Source organism: Actinoplanes awajinensis subsp. mycoplanecinus, from assembly GCF_001509495.1.
Classification (GTDB): domain Bacteria; phylum Actinomycetota; class Actinomycetes; order Mycobacteriales; family Micromonosporaceae; genus Actinoplanes; species Actinoplanes palleronii.
In genome coordinates this window covers 39,369-63,516 of the sequence record NZ_LLZH01000301.1, presented here as the reverse complement: position 1 = coordinate 63,516, position 24,148 = coordinate 39,369, and the positions used below count along the sequence as shown (strand labels likewise).

Annotated in this window: 28 protein-coding genes; 18 read left to right on the top strand and 10 right to left on the bottom strand. The window is 71.9% G+C overall.

The window, feature by feature from the left end:
* Positions 1-120: 120 nt before the first annotated feature.
* Genes ADL15_RS36435 through ADL15_RS36425 form a run of 3 tightly spaced genes read right to left on the bottom strand, consistent with a single transcriptional unit; the run spans position 121 to position 1,023 of the window.
* Positions 121-570: an SRPBCC family protein gene (locus ADL15_RS36435; RefSeq protein WP_067701058.1), complete on the bottom strand. Its 450-nt coding sequence runs from the start codon at positions 568-570 to the stop codon at positions 121-123.
* Between the two features lie 29 nt (positions 571-599).
* Positions 600-830, bottom strand: coding sequence for a hypothetical protein (locus ADL15_RS36430; RefSeq protein WP_067701054.1), 231 nt, complete (start codon positions 828-830; stop codon positions 600-602).
* 4 nt (positions 831-834) lie between these two features.
* Positions 835-1,023 carry a hypothetical protein gene (locus ADL15_RS36425; RefSeq protein WP_067701051.1) on the bottom strand — a complete coding sequence of 63 codons (189 nt, stop codon included), beginning with the start codon at positions 1,021-1,023 and terminating at the stop codon, positions 835-837.
* Between the two features lie 258 nt (positions 1,024-1,281).
* Here ADL15_RS36425 and ADL15_RS36420 point away from each other — a divergent pair, with 258 nt between their 5' ends.
* The 7 genes from ADL15_RS36420 (at position 1,282) to ADL15_RS36390 (ending at position 7,408) form a co-directional block, all read left to right on the top strand.
* Positions 1,282-1,527: a hypothetical protein gene (locus tag ADL15_RS36420; RefSeq protein ID WP_232344764.1), complete on the top strand. Its 246-nt coding sequence runs from the start codon at positions 1,282-1,284 to the stop codon at positions 1,525-1,527.
* Positions 1,528-1,541: 14 nt separating this feature from the next.
* The gene (locus tag ADL15_RS36415) at positions 1,542-2,420 is read left to right on the top strand and encodes a helix-turn-helix domain-containing protein (RefSeq protein WP_067701045.1); all 879 of its coding nucleotides are present in this window, start codon (positions 1,542-1,544) and stop codon (positions 2,418-2,420) included.
* A gap of 104 nt (positions 2,421-2,524) precedes the next feature.
* The gene (locus tag ADL15_RS36410) at positions 2,525-3,721 is read left to right on the top strand and encodes a glycosyltransferase (protein ID WP_067701042.1); all 1,197 of its coding nucleotides are present in this window, start codon (positions 2,525-2,527) and stop codon (positions 3,719-3,721) included.
* Between the two features lie 82 nt (positions 3,722-3,803).
* Positions 3,804-4,712 carry an ABC transporter ATP-binding protein gene (locus ADL15_RS36405; protein WP_067701039.1) on the top strand — a complete coding sequence of 303 codons (909 nt, stop codon included), beginning with the start codon at positions 3,804-3,806 and terminating at the stop codon, positions 4,710-4,712.
* A complete protein-coding gene (locus tag ADL15_RS36400) occupies positions 4,709-5,449 on the top strand; it encodes an ABC transporter permease (protein WP_067701036.1) in 741 nt (246 codons plus the stop codon). The genes ADL15_RS36405 and ADL15_RS36400 overlap by 4 nt, the downstream gene beginning before the upstream one ends.
* A 58-nt stretch (positions 5,450-5,507) precedes the next feature.
* A complete protein-coding gene (locus ADL15_RS36395) occupies positions 5,508-6,767 on the top strand; it encodes a sensor histidine kinase (protein WP_067701033.1) in 1,260 nt (419 codons plus the stop codon).
* Positions 6,764-7,408: a response regulator gene (locus tag ADL15_RS36390; RefSeq protein ID WP_067701030.1), complete on the top strand. Its 645-nt coding sequence runs from the start codon at positions 6,764-6,766 to the stop codon at positions 7,406-7,408. Before ADL15_RS36395 ends, ADL15_RS36390 begins: the two co-directional genes overlap by 4 nt.
* A 55-nt stretch (positions 7,409-7,463) precedes the next feature.
* Here the strand turns inward: ADL15_RS36390 and ADL15_RS36385 are convergent, their stop codons facing one another.
* Both ADL15_RS36385 and ADL15_RS36380 read right to left on the bottom strand, forming a co-directional pair.
* Positions 7,464-7,874 carry a VOC family protein gene (locus ADL15_RS36385; RefSeq protein ID WP_067701027.1) on the bottom strand — a complete coding sequence of 137 codons (411 nt, stop codon included), beginning with the start codon at positions 7,872-7,874 and terminating at the stop codon, positions 7,464-7,466.
* Positions 7,867-8,754 (bottom strand): AraC family transcriptional regulator, encoded by an 888-nt coding sequence (locus tag ADL15_RS36380; RefSeq protein ID WP_067701024.1) that lies wholly within the window; start codon positions 8,752-8,754, stop codon positions 7,867-7,869. The genes ADL15_RS36385 and ADL15_RS36380 overlap by 8 nt, the downstream gene beginning before the upstream one ends.
* Positions 8,755-8,934: 180 nt before the next feature.
* Between ADL15_RS36380 and ADL15_RS36375 the strand changes: the two genes are divergently transcribed.
* Positions 8,935-10,050, top strand: a complete 1,116-nt coding sequence (locus ADL15_RS36375) for an FAD-dependent monooxygenase (protein WP_083972219.1) — start codon at positions 8,935-8,937, stop codon at positions 10,048-10,050.
* A gap of 220 nt (positions 10,051-10,270) precedes the next feature.
* On the opposite strand, the gene ADL15_RS36370 is transcribed toward ADL15_RS36375, so the two are convergent.
* Positions 10,271-10,774, bottom strand: coding sequence for a hypothetical protein (locus ADL15_RS36370; RefSeq protein WP_067701021.1), 504 nt, complete (start codon positions 10,772-10,774; stop codon positions 10,271-10,273).
* Between the two features lie 253 nt (positions 10,775-11,027).
* Positions 11,028-12,077, bottom strand: a complete 1,050-nt coding sequence (locus tag ADL15_RS36365; protein ID WP_067701018.1) for a class I SAM-dependent methyltransferase — start codon at positions 12,075-12,077, stop codon at positions 11,028-11,030.
* A gap of 96 nt (positions 12,078-12,173) precedes the next feature.
* On the opposite strand from ADL15_RS36365, the gene ADL15_RS36360 reads away from it, so the two are divergent.
* The 3 genes from ADL15_RS36360 to ADL15_RS36350 all read left to right on the top strand — a co-directional run bounded on the left by ADL15_RS36360 (position 12,174) and on the right by ADL15_RS36350 (position 16,131).
* Entirely contained in the window at positions 12,174-14,744 is a 2,571-nt protein-coding gene (locus ADL15_RS36360; protein WP_067701015.1) for an ATP-binding protein, read from the top strand.
* A gap of 375 nt (positions 14,745-15,119) precedes the next feature.
* Complete coding sequence (locus ADL15_RS36355; RefSeq protein ID WP_067701012.1) at positions 15,120-15,791, top strand: MBL fold metallo-hydrolase; 672 nt, start codon at positions 15,120-15,122, stop codon at positions 15,789-15,791.
* A gap of 64 nt (positions 15,792-15,855) precedes the next feature.
* A complete protein-coding gene (locus ADL15_RS36350) occupies positions 15,856-16,131 on the top strand; it encodes a hypothetical protein (RefSeq protein WP_067701009.1) in 276 nt (91 codons plus the stop codon).
* Positions 16,132-16,403: 272 nt separating this feature from the next.
* Here ADL15_RS36350 and ADL15_RS36345 read toward each other — a convergent pair whose 3' ends face one another.
* Together ADL15_RS36345 and ADL15_RS56640 are read right to left on the bottom strand one after the other, a co-directional pair.
* On the bottom strand, positions 16,404-18,041 hold the full coding sequence (locus ADL15_RS36345; protein WP_067701006.1) for a RecQ family ATP-dependent DNA helicase: 1,638 nt from the start codon (positions 18,039-18,041) through the stop codon (positions 16,404-16,406).
* 47 nt (positions 18,042-18,088) lie between these two features.
* A complete protein-coding gene (locus tag ADL15_RS56640; RefSeq protein ID WP_269748413.1) occupies positions 18,089-18,217 on the bottom strand; it encodes a hypothetical protein in 129 nt (42 codons plus the stop codon).
* Between the two features lie 138 nt (positions 18,218-18,355).
* Between ADL15_RS56640 and ADL15_RS36340 the strand changes: the two genes are divergently transcribed.
* On the top strand, positions 18,356-19,900 hold the full coding sequence (locus tag ADL15_RS36340) for a glycoside hydrolase family 3 protein (protein ID WP_394326969.1): 1,545 nt from the start codon (positions 18,356-18,358) through the stop codon (positions 19,898-19,900).
* Positions 19,901-19,910: 10 nt separating this feature from the next.
* On the opposite strand, the gene ADL15_RS36335 is transcribed toward ADL15_RS36340, so the two are convergent.
* Positions 19,911-20,198, bottom strand: a complete 288-nt coding sequence (locus ADL15_RS36335; protein ID WP_067701000.1) for a GNAT family N-acetyltransferase — start codon at positions 20,196-20,198, stop codon at positions 19,911-19,913.
* Positions 20,199-20,262: 64 nt separating this feature from the next.
* On the opposite strand from ADL15_RS36335, the gene ADL15_RS36330 reads away from it, so the two are divergent.
* The 6 genes from ADL15_RS36330 (at position 20,263) to ADL15_RS36305 (ending at position 24,085) form a co-directional block, all read left to right on the top strand.
* On the top strand, positions 20,263-20,589 hold the full coding sequence (locus ADL15_RS36330; RefSeq protein WP_232344763.1) for a hypothetical protein: 327 nt from the start codon (positions 20,263-20,265) through the stop codon (positions 20,587-20,589).
* A gap of 44 nt (positions 20,590-20,633) precedes the next feature.
* Positions 20,634-21,458, top strand: coding sequence for a DUF1206 domain-containing protein (locus ADL15_RS36325; protein ID WP_067700994.1), 825 nt, complete (start codon positions 20,634-20,636; stop codon positions 21,456-21,458).
* Positions 21,459-21,729: 271 nt separating this feature from the next.
* Positions 21,730-22,899: a mechanosensitive ion channel family protein gene (locus ADL15_RS36320; protein ID WP_067700988.1), complete on the top strand. Its 1,170-nt coding sequence runs from the start codon at positions 21,730-21,732 to the stop codon at positions 22,897-22,899.
* Between the two features lie 66 nt (positions 22,900-22,965).
* The gene (locus ADL15_RS36315) at positions 22,966-23,397 is read left to right on the top strand and encodes a phage holin family protein (protein WP_067700985.1); all 432 of its coding nucleotides are present in this window, start codon (positions 22,966-22,968) and stop codon (positions 23,395-23,397) included.
* Entirely contained in the window at positions 23,394-23,813 is a 420-nt protein-coding gene (locus tag ADL15_RS36310) for a DUF3618 domain-containing protein (RefSeq protein ID WP_067700981.1), read from the top strand. Before ADL15_RS36315 ends, ADL15_RS36310 begins: the two co-directional genes overlap by 4 nt.
* Entirely contained in the window at positions 23,813-24,085 is a 273-nt protein-coding gene (locus ADL15_RS36305; protein ID WP_067700977.1) for a DUF4235 domain-containing protein, read from the top strand. The genes ADL15_RS36310 and ADL15_RS36305 overlap by 1 nt, the downstream gene beginning before the upstream one ends.
* The last annotated feature ends 63 nt before the right edge of the window (positions 24,086-24,148 follow it).

Genomic DNA, 24,148 nt, shown 5'->3' with positions numbered 1-24,148 from the left:
GTCTTGAGGGGCGGCGGGCTGGTCGCGTGGTGGCGTGGTGGTTTTGAGGAGCGGCGGTCTGGTGGTGTGGTGCGGCTCGCCTCGGCTCGGCCTGGTGATCAAGCGGTGATCAAGCGGTGATCAAGCGGCGGGCTGGCGGCGGGACTCGGCGATGTCCGCCAACCGGCGCAGGGCTTCCACGTTGCGCTGGTGCAGCACCAGATCGTTGATCTTGTTGCGGGCCCAGAGCAGCGGACCGGAGTCGAACTTCTCGTGCATGGTCACCCGGGTGTCGCCGTTGGCCTCGGTGTCCAGCACGATCTTCACGATCGCCTCACCCAGCGGCCACAGCCCCGCCCGGATCGTCAGCTCCCGGCCCGGGACACACGCGAGCACCGTCGACTTGTCGTGCAGCGAGAACGGCCACGGCCCGGCCTTGTGATGCAGCTCGGCGCCGGCCTCGGGCCAGGACGCCTCGACGTCGCGGATGTGCGTGGTGCCGACCACCCAGTCGCTGTACGACCAGCCGTCGGCGAGGACGGCGAAGACGCGCTCGGGCGGGGCGTGAACGGTGCGTACGACAGTGGCCATGGCCGGGGATTACCCTGCGTCGCCAGCTCCTAACGGGTGCGTTGCCGGCGGCGGGCGGCGGTGGCGATGCGCAGCGCCGGCCACAGGCGCAGGCGGCGGGAGCTGTCGGCGGCAGCCAGCAGGCGGGCCAGGTCGGCGCGCTCGGCCGGTGGGACCAGGGTGATCACGATGAGGACCGGGATCGCGGCGGCCACCAACTCGGTCAGCACGACGAAGATGATCAGGGCGGCGACGGCGGACACGAGGACGAGGGGTTCCATCGGGTCACCGGGCCATCAGGCCGGCGATGAGGAAGGCCGCCGCAGTGCTGATCGAGAGAGCGACCAGGGCGAGCGCGCCGGCGGCGCGGACGATCTCGCCGATCGGGGCGAGGGCGTACTTGAGGGACGTGAGGGCCAGGGACAGGGACAGGAAGAGCCCGGCGACGGCGAGGTAGAGCACGGCCGCGTTCATGGTTGCTCCCGGTGGGACCGAGGGGTCGGAAAAGGCGCATCGCACCTCGGAGACGAATATCTGAGATTCGCTCCTGCATATCAATGCATATTCACTGAGCGGCAAAACCGGTAGTTTGCCTGGTGATCAGTGATATTGGTCCTCGGGTGACGGGCTAGTCAGGTGGCGGTATCGTGCGCGTGACGCCACATCGAGTGAATATCCATTGAATATTTGAGAAGTCGTGTTATCGTGCCCGCGGCTCGCTACATTCATGCCATGACAAAAGGGATATCCGCCGAAATGACTTACTCATCCGAGCATCGACCGCTTCAAGCCGAAATGATTGCCGGGGTATGCGTCACCGGCAGCTGCCCGACCGTGTATCGCACGGATCGCGATTCACTGGTCGTGCAAGGCTATGCCGTGCCGGGCGGGGTGGCCGGTGTCGACCTACCGGAAGGCGAGTCACTCGTTGAGATTCCGCTGCACCTGCTCCTGGACGCGGCGCGTCAGATCTCCTGAGCGATGGCCGGCCCATGTCTGATGTCTTCGGCTCGCTCGGCGACGTCGGCAGGCTGTCGATCGGCGCGGCCCTGCGGTTCGCCCGGCTCCGTGCCGGGCTGACCGGTGCGGACCTGGCCAAACGGGCGGGTATGAGCCAGGCCAAGGTGTCACGGCTGGAGACCGGTAAATCGCCCGCGGATCCGGTCGACGTCCGGACACTCGCCCAGGCGATGGGTCTTCCCGCAGACGAGGCCGAGGCGCTGGAATCGCTGGCTACGCAGACCTACGAGCGGATGACCGACTGGCGGGCCGAGCCCCGGGGTCTGCCGCAGCGCCAGGACGAGGTGGGACAGCTCGAGCGGCAGAGCTCGGAGATCCGCGTCTTCAATCCGTCGGTCATCCCGGGTCTGCTGCAGACCAGCAGCTATGCCCGCGCGGTGATCACCACGCTGGCATCCATGCTCGCGCCGGAATCGGCGGGGCAGGACGCCGGGAAGAACCTGGTGACGACCGTTTCGCGGCGGATGTCGCGACAGGAGATCCTCGCCTCGGCGACGAAGAGGTTCCACTTCGTGATCACGGAGTCGGTGCTGGGCGCCGGGGTCGGCACCCCGGAAGACATGATCGGCCAGCTTCAGCAGATCCGGTACCTGACCGGCCTCCCGAACGTCAGCTTGAAGATCCTGCCGGCCCGCTCGTTCGTCACTGTCGCGCCCATGCACTCGTTCGAGCTGCTCGATCGGCGTGCCGTGATCATCGACCTGTTCAACACGTCGATGACCGCACAGAGCCGTTCCGACATCCGCCTGTATCACGACCTTTTTGAGCGTTTCGACCTCGCTGCCACCGCCGATGTCGATGCGTTGCTCGACGAGTACACCGAGTACTACCGCCGTCAGGTCGCCGTCTGAACTCGGTTGAGCGGCCACCCCGCCCGGCCAGGATGTTTACGCTAGGGGCACTCGGGCAACGAAACCTGCCGTTATCCCGTCACTCCCGCCGCTGAGGAGAACCCGTGCGAATTGCGATGATCTCCGAACACGCCAGCCCTCTAGGCGTGGGCGGCCAGCATGCCCACGTCGCCGACCTGTCCAGGGCGCTCGCCGAAATCGGGCACGACGTCCGTGTCTACACCCGTCGTACGGACCCGGCGGTGGCCGACGTGGTGCCCGGGCCGGACGGCGTGCATGTCGTCCACATCGCCGCCGGTCCGGCCGAGCACGTGCCGGCCGAGGATCTCCTTCCGCACATGGCCGAGTTCGCCCGGCTGCTCAGCGCGCAGTGGCAGCACGACGGCTGGCGCCCGGACGTGGTGCACGCACACTTCTGGACCAGTGGCCTGGCCGCGATCACCGCGGCCAAGCAGGTCGGCATCCCGGTGGTGCAGTCATTCCACGAACTCGGCGCGATCGACCCGGCCGCCGTCGGCCCGTCCCGTTCCGGGTACGAGCGGGCGCTCGGCCGCGCGGTCGACCGGGTGGTCGCACAGACCCAGGACGAGGTGCGCGGACTCGTCCGGATCGGGGTGCCGCGGGCACAGCTCACCGTGGTGCCGGCCGGCGTGGACAGCGTCCGGTTCACCCCGGAGGGCCCGATCGCCGCGCGTGACCTGAACCGGCCCCGGATCCTCTCGGTCGGCCGGCTCGTCGAGCACAAGGGCTTCGGCGACGTCATCCAGGCGATGCGGTTCGTGCCGGGCGCCGAGGTGGTCGTTGTCGGCGGCCCGCGGGCCGATCAGCTCGCCGGTGACCCGGGCGCCAAGTCGCTGCGCGCGCTCGCCGAGCGGTGCCAGGTCGCCGACCGGTTCCGCCTGGTCGGCTCGGTGCCGCACCGGGACATGCCGAGCTGGTACCGCTCGGCCGACATGCTTGTCGCCGCGCCCTGGGAGGAGCAGTTCGAGCAGTCCGCGCTGGAGGCGATGGCCTGCGGCGTGCCGATCATCGGGACCGCGGTGGGCGGGCTGACCGAGACGGTTGTCGACGGGCTCACCGGTGACCTGGTGCCGGCCCGGGACCCGCGGGCGCTCGGCGGGGCACTGCGCCGGCTGGTCAACGACAAGGTGCGGCGGTTCACGTACGCGACGGCGGCGCTCGATCGGGCCCGGCAGGCGTACTCCTGGAAGCGCGTCGCGGCGCAGGTCGGGTCGGTCTACTCCGCGGTGACCGGCCTGCGCCGCAGCGCTGCCGAGGTGGAAGCGGAAGCGGTGGCGTAAGCCTCCATCCACCGACCGGTGGATGGAGGAGTTCGCTCGCTGGTCGATTCGGGCACCCGGCTTCATCCGTGACGCTGGGTGCATGGCAGTCATCGAGGTCAGCAACCTCAGCAAGCGTTACGGGGACACCGTCGCGGTTCGTGACGTGTCGCTTGCCGTCGAGGACGGCGAGATCTTCGGCATCCTCGGCCCGAACGGCGCCGGGAAGACCACCACCGTCGAATGCGTGGCCGGGCTCCGCGCCCCGGACTCCGGGACGATCCGTGTCCTCGGCCGCGCTCCGCGCGATCCGCAGCTGCGGGCCCTGGTCGGCGTGCAACTCCAGGAGAGCCAACTCCAGGAGAAACTGACCGTACGCGAGGCGCTCGAGCTCTACAGCGCGTTCTACCCCGCGCCGGCCGACTGGCGGGTGCTCGCCGATGAGCTGGGACTCGGCGACAAGCTCGGTACGGCGTACGCAAAGCTCTCCGGCGGCCAGAAGCAGCGTCTCTCCATCGCCCTGGCTCTGATCGGCGATCCTCGGATCGCCGTCCTCGACGAGTTGACCACCGGCCTCGACCCGCAGGCCCGCCGGGACACCTGGGACCTGATCGAGTCGGTCCGCGGCCGCGGGGTCACCGTCGTGCTGGTCACCCACTTCATGGAAGAGGCCGAGCGGCTCTGCGACCGGATCGCGGTGATCGACAAGGGTGCGGTGGTCGCCCTGGACACCCCGGCCGGCCTGGTGTCGCGCGCCGCCGTCGAGCAGACCATCCGGTTCCGCCCGTCCGCGCCGCTGGACGACGCGCTGCTCACCGTCCTGCCCGAGGTCCGCGAGGTGAAACGCCGCGGTGACCGGGTCGAGGTGATCGGGTCCGGCAACCTGCTGCACGCGGTCAGCTCGGTGCTCGCCGTCCATCAGATCGTCGCCGTCGACCTGCGGCTGGAGCAGGCCAGCCTCGACGACGCCTTCGTCCGTCTCACCGGCAACCGGAACCAGGAGCAGCTGTGAACGTCTTCGCCAAGCTCACCGTCACCGAACTCAAACTCCTGGTCCGCGAGCCGGTGCCGGTCTTCTTCACGATCTTCTTCCCGACGATCCTGGTCCTGATCCTGGGCTGCATCCCGGCGTTCCGCGAACCGTCACCGGAGCTGAACGGCGTCCGGACCATCGACGTCTACGTCGGCATCTCGATGGCCCTGGTCCTGGCCATGGTCGGCCTGCAGGTGATGCCCGCGGTGCTGGCCGCCTATCGGGAGAAGGGCGTGCTGCGCCGGTTCGCCACCACGCCGGTCCGGCCGATCACCCTGCTCGGCGCGCAGCTGATGTCGTCGATCCTGATCGCGGTGGTCTCGTCGGCGATCTGCATCGCGGTCGGCTTCTTCGTCTTCGACGTGCCACTGGCCGCCAACGTCGCCGGGTTCGTGCTGGCCTTCCTGCTCTGCGCGGCCGGGGTGTTCGCGATCGGGCTGCTGGTGGCCGCGCTGGCGCCGACCGGCAAGGCCGGCAACGCGGCCGGGACGCTGCTGTTCTTCCCGTCGATGTTCTTCGCCGGGCTGTGGACACCGCGCGAGTTCATGCCGGACGTCGTGCAGCGGATCGGTGACCTCACCCCGCTCGGCGCCGGGGAGCGGGCCCTGCATGACGCGATGACCGGGAGCTGGCCGAACGCGCTGTCGTCGGTGGTGCTGGTCGGCTATCTGGTGGTGTTCGGGCTCGTGGCGGCACGGTTGTTCCGCTGGAACTGACCGCCTTTCTCGCGGCGACCCTGAAATGTCAGACTGGACCGGACGGAGGTGAGCGTCGATGAACCGGCTGGCCCGGGTGGACCTGCGGACCGACTGGACCGAGGCGCGCCTGCTGAACGTGGCCGCGGGCCTGCTCGCCGCCGCGACCGTACTGGCGATCCTCGCCCGTCCGATCGATCTGCCCCAGCAGCCCCTGCGGGTCACGTTCGTGGTGAGCGGCACCGCCGCCGTCTGGCTGCTGATCTGGCGCCTGCTCCCGGCCACCAACCGGCCGCGGGTGGTGTCGGTGCTGCTCTTCGTCGGTTTCCTGCTGCTGTCCGCGCTGCTGGTGTGGTGCAACCCGCTCTTCGGGTTCTTCGTCTGGACCGGATACCTCTTCACCGTCTACACGCTGCCCGGGTGGTGGCAGGTGGTCGGCGCGGCCGGCGTCGCATCCGTCACCGCCGCCTCGCAGGCCGGCGGCTACCGGACCCTGGAGAGCACCGGCGGGTTGTGGCTCTACGGCTTCCTCTTCCTGGTCAACGCCGGGATCTCGTCCGCCATGACCCGGCTGGAGACCGTCAAGGACCGCAACGCGGTCCGCCGCAACGAGATCATCGACGAGCTGGCCGAGGCCAACGCGAAGCTCGAGGAGGCGCTCAAGGAGAACGCCGGGCTGCACGCCCAGCTGCTGGTCCAGGCGCACGAGGCCGGCGTGCTGGACGAGCGGCAGCGGATGGCCGGCGAGATCCACGACGTGCTCGCCCAGGGGCTGACCGGGATCGTCACCCAGCTCGAGGCCGCCGAGACCGGCACCGCGGAGCGCGAACGCCACCTGGCCGCGGCGAAACGCCTGGCCCGGGAGAGCCTGACCGAGGCCCGCCGCTCGGTGCAGGCGCTGCGCCCGCAGCACCTCGACGAGGCGGGGTTGCCCGACGCGCTCGGCGAGGTGGTGCAGAGCTGGTCCGGACTGCACGGCGTCCGCGCCGACCTGATCACCACCGGACCGACCCGACGCTTGCTGCCCGAGATCGAGATGACCCTGTTGCGTACGGCCCAGGAGGCTCTGGCCAACGTGGCCCGGCACGCCCGCGCCGGACGGGTCGGACTGACCCTCTCCTACATGGAGGACATGGTGACCCTGGACGTCCGCGACGACGGCGCCGGTTTCGACCCGGACCGGCCCCGGGAGGTGACCGCGAGCGGCGGGTTCGGGCTCAGCGCGATGCGGGAGCGGCTGTCCCGGATCGCCGGGACCCTGGGGGTGGAGTCCGAGCCGGGTGGCGGGACCGCGCTGTCGGCCTGCGTGCCGGCGATCGGGATCGGCGGCGCCCCGTGATCGGGCTGCTCATCGTCGACGATCACCCGGTGGTGCGGGACGGGCTGCGCGGGATGTTCGCCGGCGACGACCGGTTCACCGTGCTGGGCGAGGCCGGGGACGGGCGGGAGGCGCTCGCCGTGGCGGCCGCGGTCGGGCCCGACGTGATCCTGATGGACCTGCGGATGCCGGTGCTGGACGGGGTCAGCACGATCCGGGAGCTCAAGGCCGGTGGGTCGGGGGCGCGGGTGCTGGTGCTGACGACGTACGACACGGACAGCGACGTGCTGCCGGCGATCAAGGCGGGGGCGACCGGCTACCTGCTGAAGGACTCGCCGCGGGAGGAGCTGTTCCGGGCGGTGGTGGCGGCGTTCCGCGGGGAGTCGGTGCTGTCGCCGTCGGTCGCCGGGCGGCTGATGGGGCGGCTGCGGGCGCCGGCCGGGGAGAAGGAGCCACTCAGCCAGCGGGAGCTGGAGGTGCTGGCGTTGATCGCCCGGGGGTCCAGCAACCGGGAGGCGGCCAGGAAGCTGTTCATCAGCGAGGCGACGGTGAAGACGCACCTGCTGCACGCCTACGCGAAGCTGGGCGTCCGGGACCGAGCCGCGGCGGTGGCCACGGCCTTCGAACGGGGCCTCCTCGGCCGGGAGCAGCCCCGCTCGTGAACGCCGGTCCGCGTGCGAACGCCTGCCCGGTCCATGGCCCGGCTGTGGAAACGGGTCAGCGGGGCTCGCCGCGGTAGGTGCCGAATGCCCACAGGTTGCCCTCCGGGTCGCGGGCGGCGAAATCGCGGGAGCCGTAGTCGGTGTCGAACGGCTCCTTGACGATCACCGCCCCGGCCGCGCGGGCCCGCTCGGCCAGCTTGTCCGGCTCGTCGGTGACCACGTAGGCCCCGAACGTGCCCGGCTGCAGCGCCCACGCGTCGTCCGTCTCGTCGCGGACCGAGCCGAGCATGAGGCCACCGCCCGGCGGCCAGCTCAGCTGGCAGTGGTCGACCCGGTCGCCGTCGCCGTACGTCACGGTCTCCTCGAACCCGAACGCGGTCACCAGGAAACGGATCAGTGCGCGGGCGTCGGCCGCCCGCAGGGTCGGCCAGATCTGCGGGGGCGGGGGTGTCTTCTGCTCAGTCATGACCTCCATCGTGGTCGGCCGCGGCGGCGGACGCTTGGACGAAACCGAACTCGTCCGACAACCACCGCGACGGTGCACACCCGGCGAACGCCTGGAAGTCGCGGACCAGGTGTGACTGGTCGGCATAACCGTGCTCGGCGGCGATGTCGGCGAACCGCACGCCGGGGCGCAACGCGCGGCGGGCGCGGTCGAAACGGGCGATCCGGCCCGCCTCCTTGGGGCGCAGGCCCAGCTCGGCGTGGAACCGGTCGGTCAGGTGACGTGCGCTCCAGCCGACCTCGCCGGCTAACTCGGCGATCGGCGTGCCACCGCGGCACAGGCTCGCCCAGACGTGGGCGATCCGCTCGGCCGCGGGGTGTGCCGGCGGGATCGTGGTGCGGCGGCGTACTGCGTACCGATAAGGGGTGGAAGCGTCGGGGAGCAGAGCGGTCAGCGCCGTGTCGAGGGCCGCGAAGCGGGCCGGCCAGCCGGGCGCCGCGGACAACCGCTCGCGCAGCTGGCCGACGAACGGCGCGCCGAGGACGGCACCCGGGTCGACGTCGAGGCCGGCCAGCTCGGCGGCGGGCAGGCCGAGCAGCGCCCGGCAGCCGAGCGGGTGCAGCGCCACCTGGACACCCGACTGGCAGCCGTCATGCGTGATCGTCGCCGGGCGCAGGTGCAGGCCGCCGAGCAGCGCGTCGAACGTGCCCGGGACCTGGCGCCGGTCGGGGTGCTCGGCGATGACCAGCGGCTCGTCCATCGTGAAGATCAGCGTGAGGTAGGGCGACGGCAGGCCGCGATGCCGGCCTGGCGGGACGCCGCGCTGCCGATAACCGGAGTAGAACGCGATGTGCGGCCGCAGCGGCGGCGCGGGGCGCGCCTGGACATACTCGTCGATCATCGGACCCTCCCGTCTCCGGCCTCCAGCCTGCACCTTGCCCCAGGGGAAAGGTCAAGCGAGCCGCAGCGAGTGGATCAGGAGGCGGTCCCGGAGGCCTGTTGACAATGGCCCGATCGGGGCGGCTGAAAGACGCCCTCATGAGTGCGGACGACCGCTCCGGCCGCGTGCCAGGATCGATCCATGGCACAGGCAGTGGTGATCGGAGCGGGCGTCGGCGGCCTCGCCGCGGGGGTGGCCCTGCAGCGGCGCGGGTGGGATGTCACCGTGCTGGAGCGGGCGGCCGCGCTGGAGGAGGTCGGCGCCGGGCTGGCGGTCGCGCCCAACGCGCTGCGCACGCTTGACACGTTCGGGCTCGGTGACCGGCTGCGCGAGCTGTCCGGGCTGGAGGGCGCGGCCGGCATCCGTCGGCCGGACGGCGGGTGGATCAGCCGCAGCGACGGTGATCGGGCGACCGCGCGGTTCGGTGATCCGATCATCGCGGTGCACCGGGCGACCCTGGTCGAGGTGCTCGCCTCCGGGTTGGCGCCGGGCACGCTCCGCCTGGGCCGGCCGGTCACCGAGGTCGACCCGTCGAGCGGGACGGTGGTCACCGCCGACGGCCCGCTCACCGCCGATCTCGTGGTCGCGGCCGACGGGATCAACTCTTCGGTACGGATGAGCCTGTTCCCCGCCCACCCCGGCCCGGTCCACACCGGCGTGACCAGCTGGCGTTTCGTCGTCCCGCACCCCGGCGGCACGGTGACACCCGGTGAGACCTGGGGCGGCGGCAAGGTCTTCGGAGTGGTCGTCCTCGGCGACGGCCGGGTCTACTGCTATGCCACCGCGCCCGCCCCGGCGGGTGGCCGGGCCGCCGACGAGCAGGCCGAGCTGTCCCGGCTCTTCGGCGCCTGGCACGAGCCGATCCGGTCGCTGATCGCCGCGGCGACGGCGGTCACCCGCACCGATGTCCGCTGCCTGGACCAGCCGTTGCCGAGCTTTCACCGGGGCCGGGTCGCGCTGCTCGGCGACGCGGCCCACGCCATGACGCCGAATCTGGGTCAGGGCGCCTGCCAGGCGATCGAGGACGCCGCGGTGCTCGCCGCGCACGCTGCCGACCTGCCGCGATATTCGGCGGAGCGATTGCCGCGGACCACCGCGGTGGCGCGGGCGTCGCGCCGGGTCGCCCGAATGGCCGGGCTGGACAACCGGGCCGCCGAGTGGGTTCGCAACACCGGCATGTCACTGGCCGGGCGGCTGGGCCCGGACCTGATCCTCCGCCAGATGGACCCGGTCTTGACCTGGCACCCACCAACCTGAGGAGGCCGAAAGACAAAGCCCGCAGAGAGCAAGAAGCCCGATGGCTTGAGGAAGCCCGCCGGGCTGAGGGCGCCTGACGGCTTGAGAAAGGCCCGCCGGGCTGAGGGCGCCCGACGGTTTGAGGGCGCCTGACGGCTTGAGGCGGCCGCAAGACCGGCGCCCGCCGAACGGCAAAGGAGCCCGGAACCGTCGACACGGCCCCGGGCTCCGATGAGACCGCTCAAGCAGCGAGCGCGCTCGCCAGATCGTCGCGGAACGTGCGCTCGTCCTCGGTGACCGTCTCGGCGCCGATGCCGAGCAGGCCGCCGCTGGAGGCCGCGCCGACCACCGCGTCGGTGACCTCGAGCAGCCAGTGCCGGTAGGTCTCGGCGTCGGCCACCGAGGCCTTCGCCGAGAGCAGGGTGGCGACCTCGGCCGCGCGGCCCAGGACGTCACTCGCGTACGCGGCGGGGTCGGCCGGTTCGATCACCGGCGCTTCCTCGCCCAACTCGGGGTCGCCCGCCTCGGCCACGGCGGCCGTGGCCACCGCGGTGACCAGGGTGCTCGCCGATGCGCGGGCGTCCGAGATCCGGCTGATCCCGGCCGCGCTCTCGGCCCGGGTCTTGCGGGCGCTGTCATGGGTGGCGGCGCTGGCTGCGGTGACCACCGCGTGCGGAAGGCCGACAAGCAGCCCCCACTCGCCGTCGGTGAAGCCCAGCTTGGCGTAGAGCGGTTCGTCCGTCACTCAGGGAGTCCTTTCGCTTTCGTCGGCGGCCGACAGCGCATTGTCGCGCACTGCCGGGCCGGCGCCTCTCACCGCTCCCTCTACCCGATCACGCTGGTGTTCACCCCGGAGCCCGGCCGGTTCCGAAACCCGGGCCCCTACAGGTGCTGCAACCCGGGGCCTGGGCCGGTTCCGAGACTCGGGCCCCGGCCGGTTCCGAGACCCGGGCCCCGGCCGGTCCTGAAGCCCGGCCCGGATCGTTCTGAAGCCCGGCCTACGGGCGGGCCTCGTACACGATGTTGAACGGGGTCTCCGCCGCCCGCCGGAACCGGGTGAAACCGGCGTCCGCCGTCAACCGCCGGATCGGCTCCTCACCGGCCTGCGCGCCCAGCGAGTACCCGCCCTCCTGGGACAGCGCGCTCGGCACACACAGGAACGCCGAGAACGCGTAGTACACCCGCCCGATCGGGTTCAGGTTGGCGCCCACCGAGTCGCCGGCCGCCGGCTCCACGATCATCCAGGTGCCGTCCGGGGTCAGCTTCGACCGTACGTGCCGTGCCGCGCCCAGCGGGTCGCCCATGTCGTGCAGCGCGTCGAACGTGGTGACCAGCTCGTACGGGCCGCCCCCGAAGCTCTGCGCGCCGGCCGTCTCGAACCGCACCCGCCCGTCCAGCCCGGCGTCGGACGCCCGCTTGCGGGCCTGGTCCACCGAGTCCGGGTGGAGGTCCGACCCGGTGAAGACCGAATCCGGGTACGCCGAGGCCATCAGCACCGTCGACGCACCGTGCCCGCAGCCCACGTCGGCCACCTGCACCCCGCCGCGCAGTTTCGCCTCCACCCCGTCCAGTGCCGGCAGCCACGCGGCGACCAGGCTGGCGCTGTACCCGGGGCGGAAGAACCGCTCACACCCGGTGAACACGTCCTCGTGATGCTGGTGCCAGCCCAGCCCGTGACCGGTCCGGAACGCCTCGGTGATCTGCGGTTCGGCCCGCAGCGCGCCCAGGGCCAGCTGGAACGCGCCCGGCGCGAAGATCGGCCCGTCCGGGTCGGTCAGCGCGAACGCCTGCTCCTCGGTGAGCGAGTACCGCCCGCTCGCCGGGTCGTACTCGACGTAGCCGCCGGCGGCCTGGCCGCGCAGCCACTCCTCGACGTAGCGCGGCGCGGTCCCGGTCCGCTCGGCCAGCTCCTCCGGGAGGGACGGCCCGGCGGTCAGCCCCTTGTAGAGGCCGAGCCGGTCCCCGATCACCACGCCGCCGGCGCCGATGGTGGCGCCCAGGTCACCGACGAACTTGTGTACGAACTCCATCAGCTTGTCGTCATTCATGCATCCGTTCTACGGACGTCCGGGCCGGGCCGAATCCGTGTCGGCTACCTAGCTCGGCCGCTGGTATCACCTAGTCCGGCGCTTAGTCTCGGGGACATGAGGCGGCACCTGCTGGAACGCGACCAGGAGCTCGCCGAGCTGGCCGCGGCCGCCCGGCGGGCCGCCGCCGGGCACGGCTCGGTGGTGCTGGTGACCGGCGAGGCCGGGATCGGCAAGTCGAGTGTGGCCGCCGCGGCCCGGTCGATCCTGCCGGCCGAGGGGCGGCTGCTGACCGGCTGGTGCGACGCACTGGCCACCCCGCGGGTGCTCGGGCCGCTGCGTGACCTGATCGGCAAGGTGGGCACCGCGTTGACCGAGGCGCTCGCCGCCGGTGACCGGGCCCGGGTGCTCGAGGCGTTCCGGGCCGAGCTGGACTGGCCGGGCCACCCCACCCTGCTGCTGATCGAGGACGTGCACTGGGCCGACGAGGCGACCCTCGACGTGCTGCTGTTCCTGGCCCGGCGGATCGCGGCGCTGCCGGTGGTGCTGGTGCTGACGTACCGGGACGACGAGGTCGCCGCCGGGCACCCGCTGCACCAGGTGCTCGCCCAGGCCGCGACGGTGTGCCGGCTGCCGCTGGCCCGGCTCTCCGCGGACGCGGTGCGGACGCTTGTGGCCGGCCGCGGCCTGGACGCCGAGCGGGTCTTCGCGGTCACCTCGGGCAACCCGTTCTTCGTCACCGAGGTGCTCGGCGCTCGCGACGCGGAAGGGGTGCCGGCCACCGTCGCGGAGGCGGTGCTGGCCCGGCTGCAGGCGCTCGACGAGCCGTGCCGGGTGGCGCTGGAGACCCTCGCGGTGGTGCCGTCCGCGGTGGAGCGCTGGCTGGTCGAGGCGTTGGTGCCGGGTGGCCTGGGCACGCTGGCCGCCGCGGAACGGCGGGGGATGCTCAGTGTGGCGCCGGGACGGGTGGCGTTCCGGCACGAGCTGATGCGCCGGGCGGTGGCGGCCGGGCTGCCGTCGTACCGAAGAATCGCCGCGAATCAGGCGGTGGTCGCCGCCCTCCTGGACCGAGGCGGGGTTGATCTCTCCCGGCTGGTGCATCACGCGGCCGAGGCCGGTGACGAGGCGCTGATCATCCGGTTCGCGCCGCCGGCCGCGGCGGAGGCGGCGAAGGCCGGCGCGCATCGCGAGGCCGCCGCGCACTACGCGCTGGCCCTGGATCAGCAGGCCGCGTTTGAGCCGGCGGTCCGGGCCGATCTGCTGGAGGGGTACGCCGAGGAGCTCTACCTGCTGGCCGACGCCACCCGCGCGGTGACCACCCAGCAGGCGGCCCTCGCCCTGCGCCGGGATCTGGGTGATCCGGTCCGGATCGGGCTGGCGCTGCGCCGGCTCTCCCGGCTGCACTGGTGGGCCGGTGACCGCCCGGCGGCCGAGGCGTGCGCGTTCCAGGCGGTGTTCGTGCTGACCGGCGCCGGCGAACCGGGCGCTCTGGCGTTCGGCCTGAGCAATCAGTCCCAGCTGTACATGCTGGCCGGGCAGAACGCCGAGGCGATCGAGGTCGGCACCCGGGCGATCACGCTGGCCCGCAGGTCCGGCACGGACGCCGGGGTGCTCTCGCACGCGCTGAACAACGTCGGTTTCGCGCACTGGCAGGCCGGCGACGCCGCGACCGGGTGGCCGCTGCTGACCGAGAGCCTGACCGTCGCGCTGGCCGCCGGCGAGACCGATCACGCCTGCCGCGCCTACGCCAACATGTGCTGGCAGCTGCTCGACCACCTGCGGCTCGCCGAGGCCGACGAGATGCTGACCGAGGCGATCGAGTTCGCCGACCGCAACGAGGCCCTCGGGTTCCTGCGCTACCTGCACGTCGCCCGGGCCCGCCTGCACCTGGCCCGCGCCGAGTGGGCGGACGCCGAACGCGAGGCCGGGTGGGCGGCCGGTGCGCCACCGAACATGCGCTGCCCGGCGCTCGTCGTGCAGGGGCTGGCCCGGGTGCGCACCGGTCGTCCGGGTGGCGACGAGATGATCGCCGAGGGGTGGGCGATCGCGTTGCGGATCGGCGAGGCGCAGCGGATCGGCCCGGCCGGCGCGGCGATGGCGGAGGCGGCGTGGCTGCGCGACGACCGGGCCGTCGCGGATCTGCTCGCGCCGGCCTATCGGCCGGTCTTCGGCGAGGAGGCGTTCGGCTATTGGTTGCGGCAGCTGGGGGTGCCGGTCAGGCTCAATTCCCATTTGTACGCACTGCAAGCGGCCGGCGCGGCCCGGGAAGCGGCGGCCGGCTGGACCGAGGCGGGCTGCCGGTACGAAGCCGCCGTCGCCCTGGCCCACAGCTCCGACCCGGCCGACCTGCTCACCGCGATCACCGACCTGGACGCGATGGGCGCCGCCCCGCTCGCCCGCCGGCTCCGGCACCGGCTGCGCGAGCAGGGTGTCACCCGGATCCCGCGCGGCCCGCTCCCGGCCACCCGGGACAACCCGGCCGGGCTGACCGGCCGCCAGCTGGAGGTGTTGCGGCTGCTCGCGGCGGGCCTGAGCAACCCGGAGATCGCCACCCGGCTGCTCCTGTCGGTGCGCACCGTCGACGCCCACGTGGCCGCCGTCCTGACCAAACTGACCGCGACCAACCGCCGCCAGGCCGTCGCCCACGCCCGCAACCTGGGCATCCTCCCCAACCTGGCCACCCGCTGACCCCCACCGCCGTCGCACCGCTCTCCGCCAGCCGCCCGCTGCCCGGGCCGGCGTTGGCTCGGTCCGTGCGGCCGGCTGGTGCTGAGGGTTGCCTCGCGAGCCTGGAGGGGACCGTCAGCGCCAGCCGGCCGCGCCGGACCGCGCCGGGCTGGTGTTGAGGGGTGTCTCGCGGGTCTTTTGGCATCCCTGAGCACCAGCCGGCCGCTGTTGTGGGGCGGTGTGGGGACGCGTTGTGGGATTGCGGTGCCGCACCGCCCCCGGGTGGGCGGCAGCGGCACGCGCAACCGGGATCGCGTGCTCCCGCCGCCCCGCGAGCGCGTCGTTCCGCGGTACCGCTGCCGGGGACCGGGGTGGGGCTAGCGATAGATTCGGCGGGTGCGTGAAGTGGTCGACGGGGTCTTCGAGATCCCACTCGGATATGTCAACGTCCATCTGGTCGTCACCGACGACGGGGTGGTGCTCGTCGACACCGGGCTGCCCGGGCGGGGCGCGACGATCGAGCGCGCGCTGCGCAAGCTCGGCCGGTCGCTGACCGACGTGCGGGCCGTGCTGCTCACCCACCACCATCCCGACCACGCGGGAAGCGCCGCCGACCTGCGCAAACGCGCCGGGGCCCGGCTGATCGCGCACGCCGCCGAGGCGCCGTTCATGAACGGCGCGTTCCCGCCGGCCGAGCCGACCGGCGGCCGGCTGCGGCGCTTCCTGGTCCGCACGATCGGCGCTGTCGAGCCGACCAAGCTGGACCAGCTGGTGGGCGACGGCGCCGAGCCGGTCGAGGGGTTCACCGCCGTGCACACGCCCGGTCACACCCGGGGGCATCTGTCCTACTTGCTGGACCGCGCGGGCGGGGTGCTCTTCGCCGGTGACGCCGCCACCGCGGTCCGCGGTCGGGTGACCGGGCCGAGCCCGATGGCCACCGCCGACCCGGAGCGCGCCGCGGAGAGCCTCGCCCGGCTGGCCGAGCGGGACTTCGAGCATGCCGTTTTCGGGCACGGAAGCCCGATTTCGGGCGGCGCAGCCGCACGTTTTCGCGAGGCTGTTACCTGACGGGACCCCATCGACCGGTCCGCATGGCTATTGTCATGCGTCACGGTCGATGGATGGGGGCTGGATGGGATCGCTCGGTGTGGGTGTCCGCGGATCGGCCACCGTCCTGTTCACGGCCGGCGTGGTCGGCAGCGTCGGCTCGTCGCTCGCGGTGCTCGGCACGCTGCTGCTCGCGCCGGCGTTCGCACGGGCCGCGGTCGACGTCTTCGTCGTCTCCGGCTGCGTCCTGGCCGCCGCGACGATCCTGCTCATCGCCGCCCGCCCGGCCGACCACGACGACCTCTCCGCCGACGCCGACTGGCACGCGGAGAGCGACTCGCACGCCGAGCCCGGACGCTGACCTCAGGGCGGACGGTACGATTTTTAAGTAGACTGCTCCGAAGTAAGATTCAATCTAGCTTCGGGGCCGTCGATGTTCGTTGGCCGACGCGCCGAGTTCGATCTGCTCACCAAACAGCTCGATCGCATCCGCGGACGGCGGCAGGTCGGCAAGTCACGGCTTGGTGGTGGTCAGCCGTTCAGGAGCCGACGTGCCGGCCGGGGCCGCGGATCTGATCTGGGGCCCGGACGACGTCGTCCGGGCCTGGTCCGCCTGAGCCGGCCGGTCGAGCGTCAGGCGGCGGTGAGCAGTTTCTGGTTGACGACGACCGGCACGGACAGGGTCTTGTAGCCGACCGTGTCGAAGAGGACGGTCATCTTCTCCTCCTCGTAGCCCATCACCATGCCGGTGCCCCACTCGCCGTGGCGGACCTTGCTGTGGATGGCGAACGGGCCTTCCTCCTCGACCGCGTTCACCGCCTCCGCGCTGCCGTCGGCGCAGTTGTCGCAGTGGCCGCAGCTGCGCCGGATCTCCTCGCCGAAGTAGGCGAGCAGGGTCTCGGTGCGGCACTGCCGGCTCTCCGCGAACGCGCGCATCATGTCGGTCCGCGACTTGACCACGGTCTGCTGCCGTTCGTGCTCGGCGACAGCGGTCTTGGCGGCCTTGGGCGGCATCGGCGCGCCGGGCGGGACGGAGAGTCTGCCGCCCGCTCCGGTGCGGACCGCGCCGGCCTGCTCCAGCAGCGCGAGGTACTGCGCGAGACGGCGCGGGCCGAGCCCGGTCTTCTTCGCCAACTCGGTCTTGGTGGTCACTCCCTTGTGCAGGGCGCCGGCCAGCTTGCGCAGCTCCTCCTCGTCCGGGCCGCCGCCGTTGAAGAAGCGCTGGATCGCCTCGTCCTCGGAGCGCCAGAGCAGCAGCACCCGGCCCGGTTCGCCGTCCCGGCCGGCCCGGCCGATCTCCTGGAAGTAGCTGTCCGGTGAGTCGGGCAGCGCCACGTGCGCCACCCAGCGGATGTTCGGCTTGTCGATGCCCATGCCGAACGCCGAGGTGGCCACCATGATGTCGACCCGGTCGTTGGTGAAGTCCTCGTGCCGCTGCTCGCGCAGGGCGCCGGTCATCCCGCCGTGGTAGTACTCGGCGGAGTAGCCGGCCGCGGTGAGCTTCTCGGCGAGCTCCTCGGCCGCGCGCCGGGTGGGGACGTAGACGATGCCGGGCCGCTCTTCCTGGTCCAGCATCGCGGTCAGCCGCTTCCACCGGTACGTCTCGTCCGCGCAGTACGCCACCTCGAGGAACAGGTTGCTCCGGTCCAGTCCGGACACGTGGATCTCGGGCTTGCGCAGCCGCAGCCGGGCGATGATGTCGTCGCGGACCGGCGGCGACGCGGTGGCGGTCAGCGCCAGCACCGGCGGGCTGCCCAGCTCCTTGATCATGTCGCCGAGCGCCAGGAAGTCGGGCCGGAAGTCCGGTCCCCAGGCGGAGATGCAGTGCGCCTCGTCGACGGCGACCAGGCCGGGTTTGAGGGCGCGCACCTCGGCCAGGCGCTCCGGGTTGGCCAGCTGCTCCGGGGTGATGAAGAGGAACTCGGCGCGGCCGGCGCGCAGCTCCTCGATGGCCTCCTGCTGCTCGCGCGGTGTCTCGGCGGAGCTGACCCGGACCGCGCGGATCTTCGGGTCGTTCCGCTCGTTGAGCGCGGCGATCTGGTCCTGCTGAAGAGCGAGCAGCGGGGAGATCACCACGGTCGGGCCGGGCAGCAGCACGGCCGGGATCTGATAGATGGCCGACTTGCCGGCTCCGGTCGGCAGCACCACGAGGGCGTCCTTGCGGCGCAGCACGGCGCGCATCGGCTTGAACTGGCCCGGGCGCAGGGACGGCCACCCGAAGTGGGTGCGAGCGACTTTGCGCAGCCGGGGGCCGTAGATGGGGAGCTTCATGGGGGTGAGGCCATCCGATCTGTGGTGAAGGTTGCCGCCTCGTACCCCTATTTGCCGCCGAACATGCGGCGGATCGCCCAGATCAGCAAGAGAACGGCGAGCGCGACGCCGAGCAACCGGACGGCGTGGATCTCTGACCAGTCGACGGTGGCTTCCGCGAGGGGGGTGAGCGGCACGCCGCCACTCTATCGAGTATCGGCCACAGCTAATAGAAAGGTTTGTTGACTAATGGCTGTGGCGGGTGTGACCATAGGTCCCCGAACGGGGGAGAACGTTCACATAGACGTTCTTGGATGCAATCGGAGGTACGGGGGATCATGTCCAAGCACGGCGAATTGCCGGAACTTGCCGCCGCGGTTCTCCAGCCGGGATTCGTCGGCACCTCCGCGCCCGACTGGATCCGCCGCTGGCTCGGCGACGGCCTCGGCGGGGTGGCGCTCTTCGCCCGCAACGTCGAATCGCCCGCCCAGGTGGCCGCGCTCACCGCGCAGCTGCGGGCCGAGCGCGCCGACGTGATCGTTGCCATCGACGAGGAGGCCGGCGACGTCACCCGGTTCGAGTCCCGGCTGGGCAGCTCCCGCCCGGGCAACCTCGCGCTCGGCGTGATCGACGACCCGCTGCTGACCGAGGCGGTCGCCCGCGACCTGGGCTGCGACCTGGCCACCGCGGGCATCACCCTCGATTACGCGCCCGACGCGGACGTCAACAACAACCCCGACAATCCGGTGATCGGGGTCCGCTCGTTCGGCGCCGAGCCGCTGCTGGTCGCGAGGCACACCGCCGCTTTCGTACGGGGACTGCAGACCTTCGGCGTGGCCGGCTGCGCCAAGCACTTCCCCGGGCACGGCGACACCAGCGTGGACTCGCACCACGACGTCCCGCTGATCGCCCGCACCGCCGACGAGCTGGCCGCCCGCGAACTCGTGCCGTTCCGCGCCGCGATCGCCGCCGGCGTCAAGTCGGTGATGACCGGCCACCTGCTGGTCCCCGCGTACGACGCGGAGCTGCCGGCCACCCTCAGCCACCGCATCCTCACCGGGCTGCTGCGCGAGGAGCTCGGCTTCGACGGACTGATCGTCACCGACGGCATCGAGATGCAGGGGGTGCGCCGCCGCTACGGGCTGGCCGGCGCCACCGTGCGCGCGCTGGCCGCCGGTGTGGACGCCATCTGCGTGGGCGGTGACCACGCCGACGAGCAGACCGCGATCGAGCTCCGGGACGCGATCGTCGAAGCGGTTCGCTCCGGCGAGCTGCCCGAGCAGCGACTGCGGGACGCGGTCGCCCGGGTGCGCGCACTGGGCGCCTGGACCACCCGTACCCAAAAAGAAGCCGGAGTCACCCACGGCTCGCAGCCACCGGCGGGCCTCGGCTCGGACGTCGGTTTCGCGGCCGCCCGCCGCGCGGTCCGGGTGACCCGCGGCGAGGGTGCGCCGGAGCTCCCGATCGTCGGCGTGCCGCACGTGGTGGAGTTCGCGCCGCCGCGGAACATCGCGATCGGCAGCGAGACGCCCTGGGGGATCGGCGCGCCGCTGAGCGAGCTGCTGCCCGGCACCACCGCGGCCCGGTTCGCCGCGGAGGACCTCGAAGGGCTCGGCGACCCGGCGGGCGCGGTGCTGGCCGGTGCGGACGGCCGGCCGCTGGTGCTGGTGGTCCGGGACGTGCACCGGCACCGCTGGATCGAGGACGCGCTCACCGCGGTGCTCGCGGTACGGCCGGACGCGATCGTGGTGGAGATGGGCATCCCGGTCACCGTGCTCGGCGGGCTGCACGTGGCCACGTTCGGCGCGACCCGCGCCTGTGGCCTGGCCGCCGCCGAGCTGATCGCCGGCGCGAACGTCCCGGAGCCGGTCGCCGCCTGATCAGTACTGGTCAGTGGGCGACGAGATCGCGGTATTCCGGGTGCTCGCCGAGGTAGTGGGCGAAGAACGGGCAGGCCGGGACGATCTTCTGTCCCCGCGCACGGAGCTGGTCCAGGGTCTGCCGGGCCAGCTCACCGGCCAGGCCCCGCCCGCGCATGTCCGGGTGGGTCTCGGTGTGCAGCACGATCACCACGTCCTCGCCGCGCATCCGGTACGTCGCGAGCGCGCCCACCTCGCCGTCCAGCAGCAGCTCGAACCGGTGTCTGGCGGTGTTGTCCTGGACCGGGTACTCGCTCATTCACAGCCTCCTCGCAGTATCGATGACCAGCTTAGGGTTGTCGCCGGTGCGTACCCTTGCATGGGTGTTGACCTTTGAGCCCCGCCGCCGCATCGCCGCCGTTCTCGTCTCCGCCGCCCTGGGTGCGGCCCTGCTGACCGGCTGCAGTGACGACCTGAGCTGTGGCGTCGACCAGTGCACCGTGACCATTCAGCGGGAGACCAACGCGAGCGTCAGCGTCCTCGGCGTGGAAGCCGCGTTCATCAGCGCCGACGACAACACCGTCACCCTGTCGGTGGGCGGCGAGCAGGTCACCCTGACCAAGGGCCAGCAGGCCGTCGACGTGGCCGGCCTGCAGGTCTCGCTGTCGAACGTGACGCAGAGCGCGATCCAGGTGCAGGTGGCCCGCTAACACCCGGCGTTTGGCGGAGGGCGCGTCCGGTCACATTGAGGGGCATGTCCTCCACTGCCTCGAACGTCAAGCACCACGCGTCACGCGCGGCCGACAGCAAGCCTCTGGAATACCTGGCCCGGGGCGGATTCGTCGGCTACGGCATCATCCACGTGCTCTTCGCCTGGATCGCACTGCAGGTCGCCTTCGGCGGCTCCGGCAAGGAGAGCGACCAGTCCGGCGCGCTCCAGGAGCTGGCCGGCCAGTCCTACGGCAAGGCGCTGCTGGTGGCCATCGTGGTCGGCCTGGTCGCGATGGCGATCTGGCAGCTCTTCGAGGCGGCCGTCGGCGAGAGTGGCGAGCAGACCAAGGGTGCGATCGCCGAGCGGGTGCTCTCCGGCATCCGCGCCGTGCTCTACCTCTACCTGGCCTGGGTCGCGGTCAAGGTGATCCAGGGCGCCAAGTCGTCGATGGGTGACAACTCGGAGAGCAAGTCGGCGGGTCTGATGCAGTCCTCCGGCGGACGCTGGCTGGTCGGCTTCATCGGCCTGGTCGTGCTCGGCGTCGGCATCGGCATGGCCGTCTACGGTCTGACCCGCAAGTTCACCAAGCACCTGAACACCCAGCAGATGCCGGCCGCCACCCGGCAGCCGATCATCCGGCTCGGCATGGCCGGTTACGCGGCCAAGGGCGTGGCGTACACGATCGCCGGCATCCTGGTCGTCGCGGCCGCGGTGACCTACGACCCGGACAAGGCCCGGGGCCTGGACGCGGCGCTGAAGACGCTCGCCGGTCACCCGTGGGGCGTCTGGCTGCTGGCGCTGATCGCGGTCGGTATCGCGGCGTTCGGCGCGTACTGCTTCGCGCAGGCCAAGTACCGCAAGATCTGAGCGCGGTCCTTCGCCGGCCGCGTTCCGCACGATCGGAGCGCGGTTCTTCGCCGGCCGCGTTCCGCACGATCGGAGCGCGGTTCTTCACCGGCCGCGTTCCGCGCGATCTGAGCGTCGCAAGATCTTAGTGACGGAAACAGGACTTGGCATCGCTTCCTACCCTCGGCGGGTGTGAGCTGTATCCGACATCTGCCATAGCGGGTGTGTGCCGGGCCCCGGCCGGGGCAAGGTGGTGCGCTGGCACAGCACTCGACCGTGGAGGGGAAAGTTCGTGTCCAGCGTTCTGACTGCCGTGCTCGGTGTCACGGTGGCTGCGGGAGCAGCCGTCGTGCTCGTCGAAGCGGCGCACTGGGCGATGATCCGGATCGGCCGCCGATCCGCACTCGCCGCTGATCTCGCCAGGACCATGCACCGGCCGTTCCTGGTCACCGTCACCCTGGTCGCCGTCCAGCAGGCGATCCGGGTCTTCGCCGGGGAGTTCCCCGGGCGGGCCGGTGTGGTGCACGCGCTGGTGCTGCTCGTCATCGCCGCGTTCGCCTGGCTGGTCGGCGCCCTGCTGCTGGTGCTGGAGGACATGGCGCTGGCCCGCTGGCGCACCGACGTCCCGGACAACCTGCGCCGCCGCCGGATCAAGACCCAGGTGGTGATGCTGCGCCGGGTCACCGTCGCGGCGATCGTGATCCTCGCGGCCGGCGTCATGCTGATGACCTTCCCGGACATCCGGGCCCTGGGTGCCAGCGTGCTCGCCTCGGCCGGCCTGATCAGCGTCATCGCGGCGCTGGCCGCGCAGAGCACGCTCGGCAACGTCTTCGCCGGGCTGCAGCTCGCGTTCAGCGACGCGATCCGGGTCGACGACGTGGTCGTCGTCGAGGCCGAGTGGGGGCGGATCGAGGAGATCACGCTGACCTACGTGGCGGTGCAGATCTGGGACGACCGGCGGCTGATCCTGCCGACCTCGTACTTCACCACCAAGCCGTTCCAGAACTGGACCCGCAACACCTCGGCGGTGCTCGGTACCGCGGAGATCGACGTGGACTGGTCCACCCCGATCGAGCCGCTGCGCGCCGAGCTGCGCCGGGTCTGCGAGGGCTCCGAGCTCTGGGACAAGCGGGTCTGCGTGCTGCAGGTGACCGAGGCGACCGGCGGGATGATCCGGCTGCGGGCCCTGGTCAGCGCGGCCGACGCGGGCGCGCTGTGGGACCTGCGCTGCCTGGCCCGCGAGCGCCTGGTCGGCTGGATGTGGGAGCACCAGCGCGGCACCCTGCCCCGGGTGCGCGCCCAGCTGGACGACGAGGACCGGGTGGTCCCGTCCCGTCCGGCCCGCGCACCGGAGGACTCCCCGGCGGACGCCCGGGTGTTCAGCGGCGGCGACGACGGCGAGTCCCGGGGCGCGGCGTTCGGCGGTGTGGACGGGCACGCTCCGGCGTCCGCCGCGCGGTGAACGGCACGCAGGATTGAGCAGTGACTGATCAGGGCATACACCGGGCACACAGCGAAAGGGGGAACGATGGCCGACGTACTGAACGGCAGGCCTCGACCGATAGCCGAGCAGTCCACCGCGGAACTGGTGCAACGCGCCAGTGAGCAGCTCAGCAAACTGGTCCGGGACGAATTGACCCTGGCCAAGGCCGAGCTCTCGGAAAAGGGCAAGCACGCCGGGATCGGCGCGGGCCTGTTCGGCGGCGCGGGCCTCTTCGCCGGCTACGGCGTCGGTGCCCTGATCGCTACCTCGATCATCGCGCTGAACCTGGTCTGGGACCTCTGGCTGGCGGCCCTGGTGGTCACCGTGACGATCTTCGTGATCGCCGGTGTGCTGGCCCTGGTCGGCCGCTCGCAGTTCAAGCGGGCGGTCCCGGCCGAGCCGCAAGCCGCGATCGCGGGCCTCAAGGCCGACGTCGACGAGGTCAAGCACGCAGTCAAGGAGCGTAGCCAGGCATGAGTGAGAAGAACGGCGCGGCACCGGCCAAGCCGGACCTGGGCGCGCTCCGCGAGGAGATCAAGCAGACCCGGGCCGAGCTGGGCCAGACGGTGCAGGCCCTGGCCGCCCGCGCGGACGTCAAGGCGCGGGCGAAGGACCAGGTCGAGCTGACCAAGCAGCGGGTCCGGGAGCAGGCCGCGCTGGCCACCGGCCGGCTGCGCGCGGTGGCCGGGCAGGCCACCGCCACGGTGAAGGACGCCGCCGGGCAGGCCACGGCGAGTGTCAAGGACGCGGCCGGGCAGACCGCCGCGGTGTCCGGGGAACTGGCGCACGACGCCGGTGTCCGGGCGCGGACCAGTCCGATCCCGCCCGCGCTGATCGTGGCCGGACTGGCCGCCGTGGTCGGGATCATTTTGATCGTACGGGGGAGGCGCTGATGGCGGGCAAGCTGGAGAAGGTCGCGCTCAAGCCGGTGAACGTGGTGCTCGGCATCGCGGCCGGTGCCATCGCCGGAGCGCTCTTCAAGCAGGTGTGGAAGCTCGCGTCCGGTGACGACAACGCGCCGGACGCCGGCGACGAGGACCGGACCTGGGGCGAGGTGCTCGCCGCGGCGGCGATCCAGGGCGCGATCTTCGCCGTGGTGAAGGCGGCCGTCCACCGTGGCGGTGCGACCGGTGCCCGCCGGGTGACCGGTCACTGGCCCGGTTGAGCCGGTCCGATCGCCGCTAGATCATCTGCGGCGGTATAGACAGGAGTCTTGACGGCTCCCCAC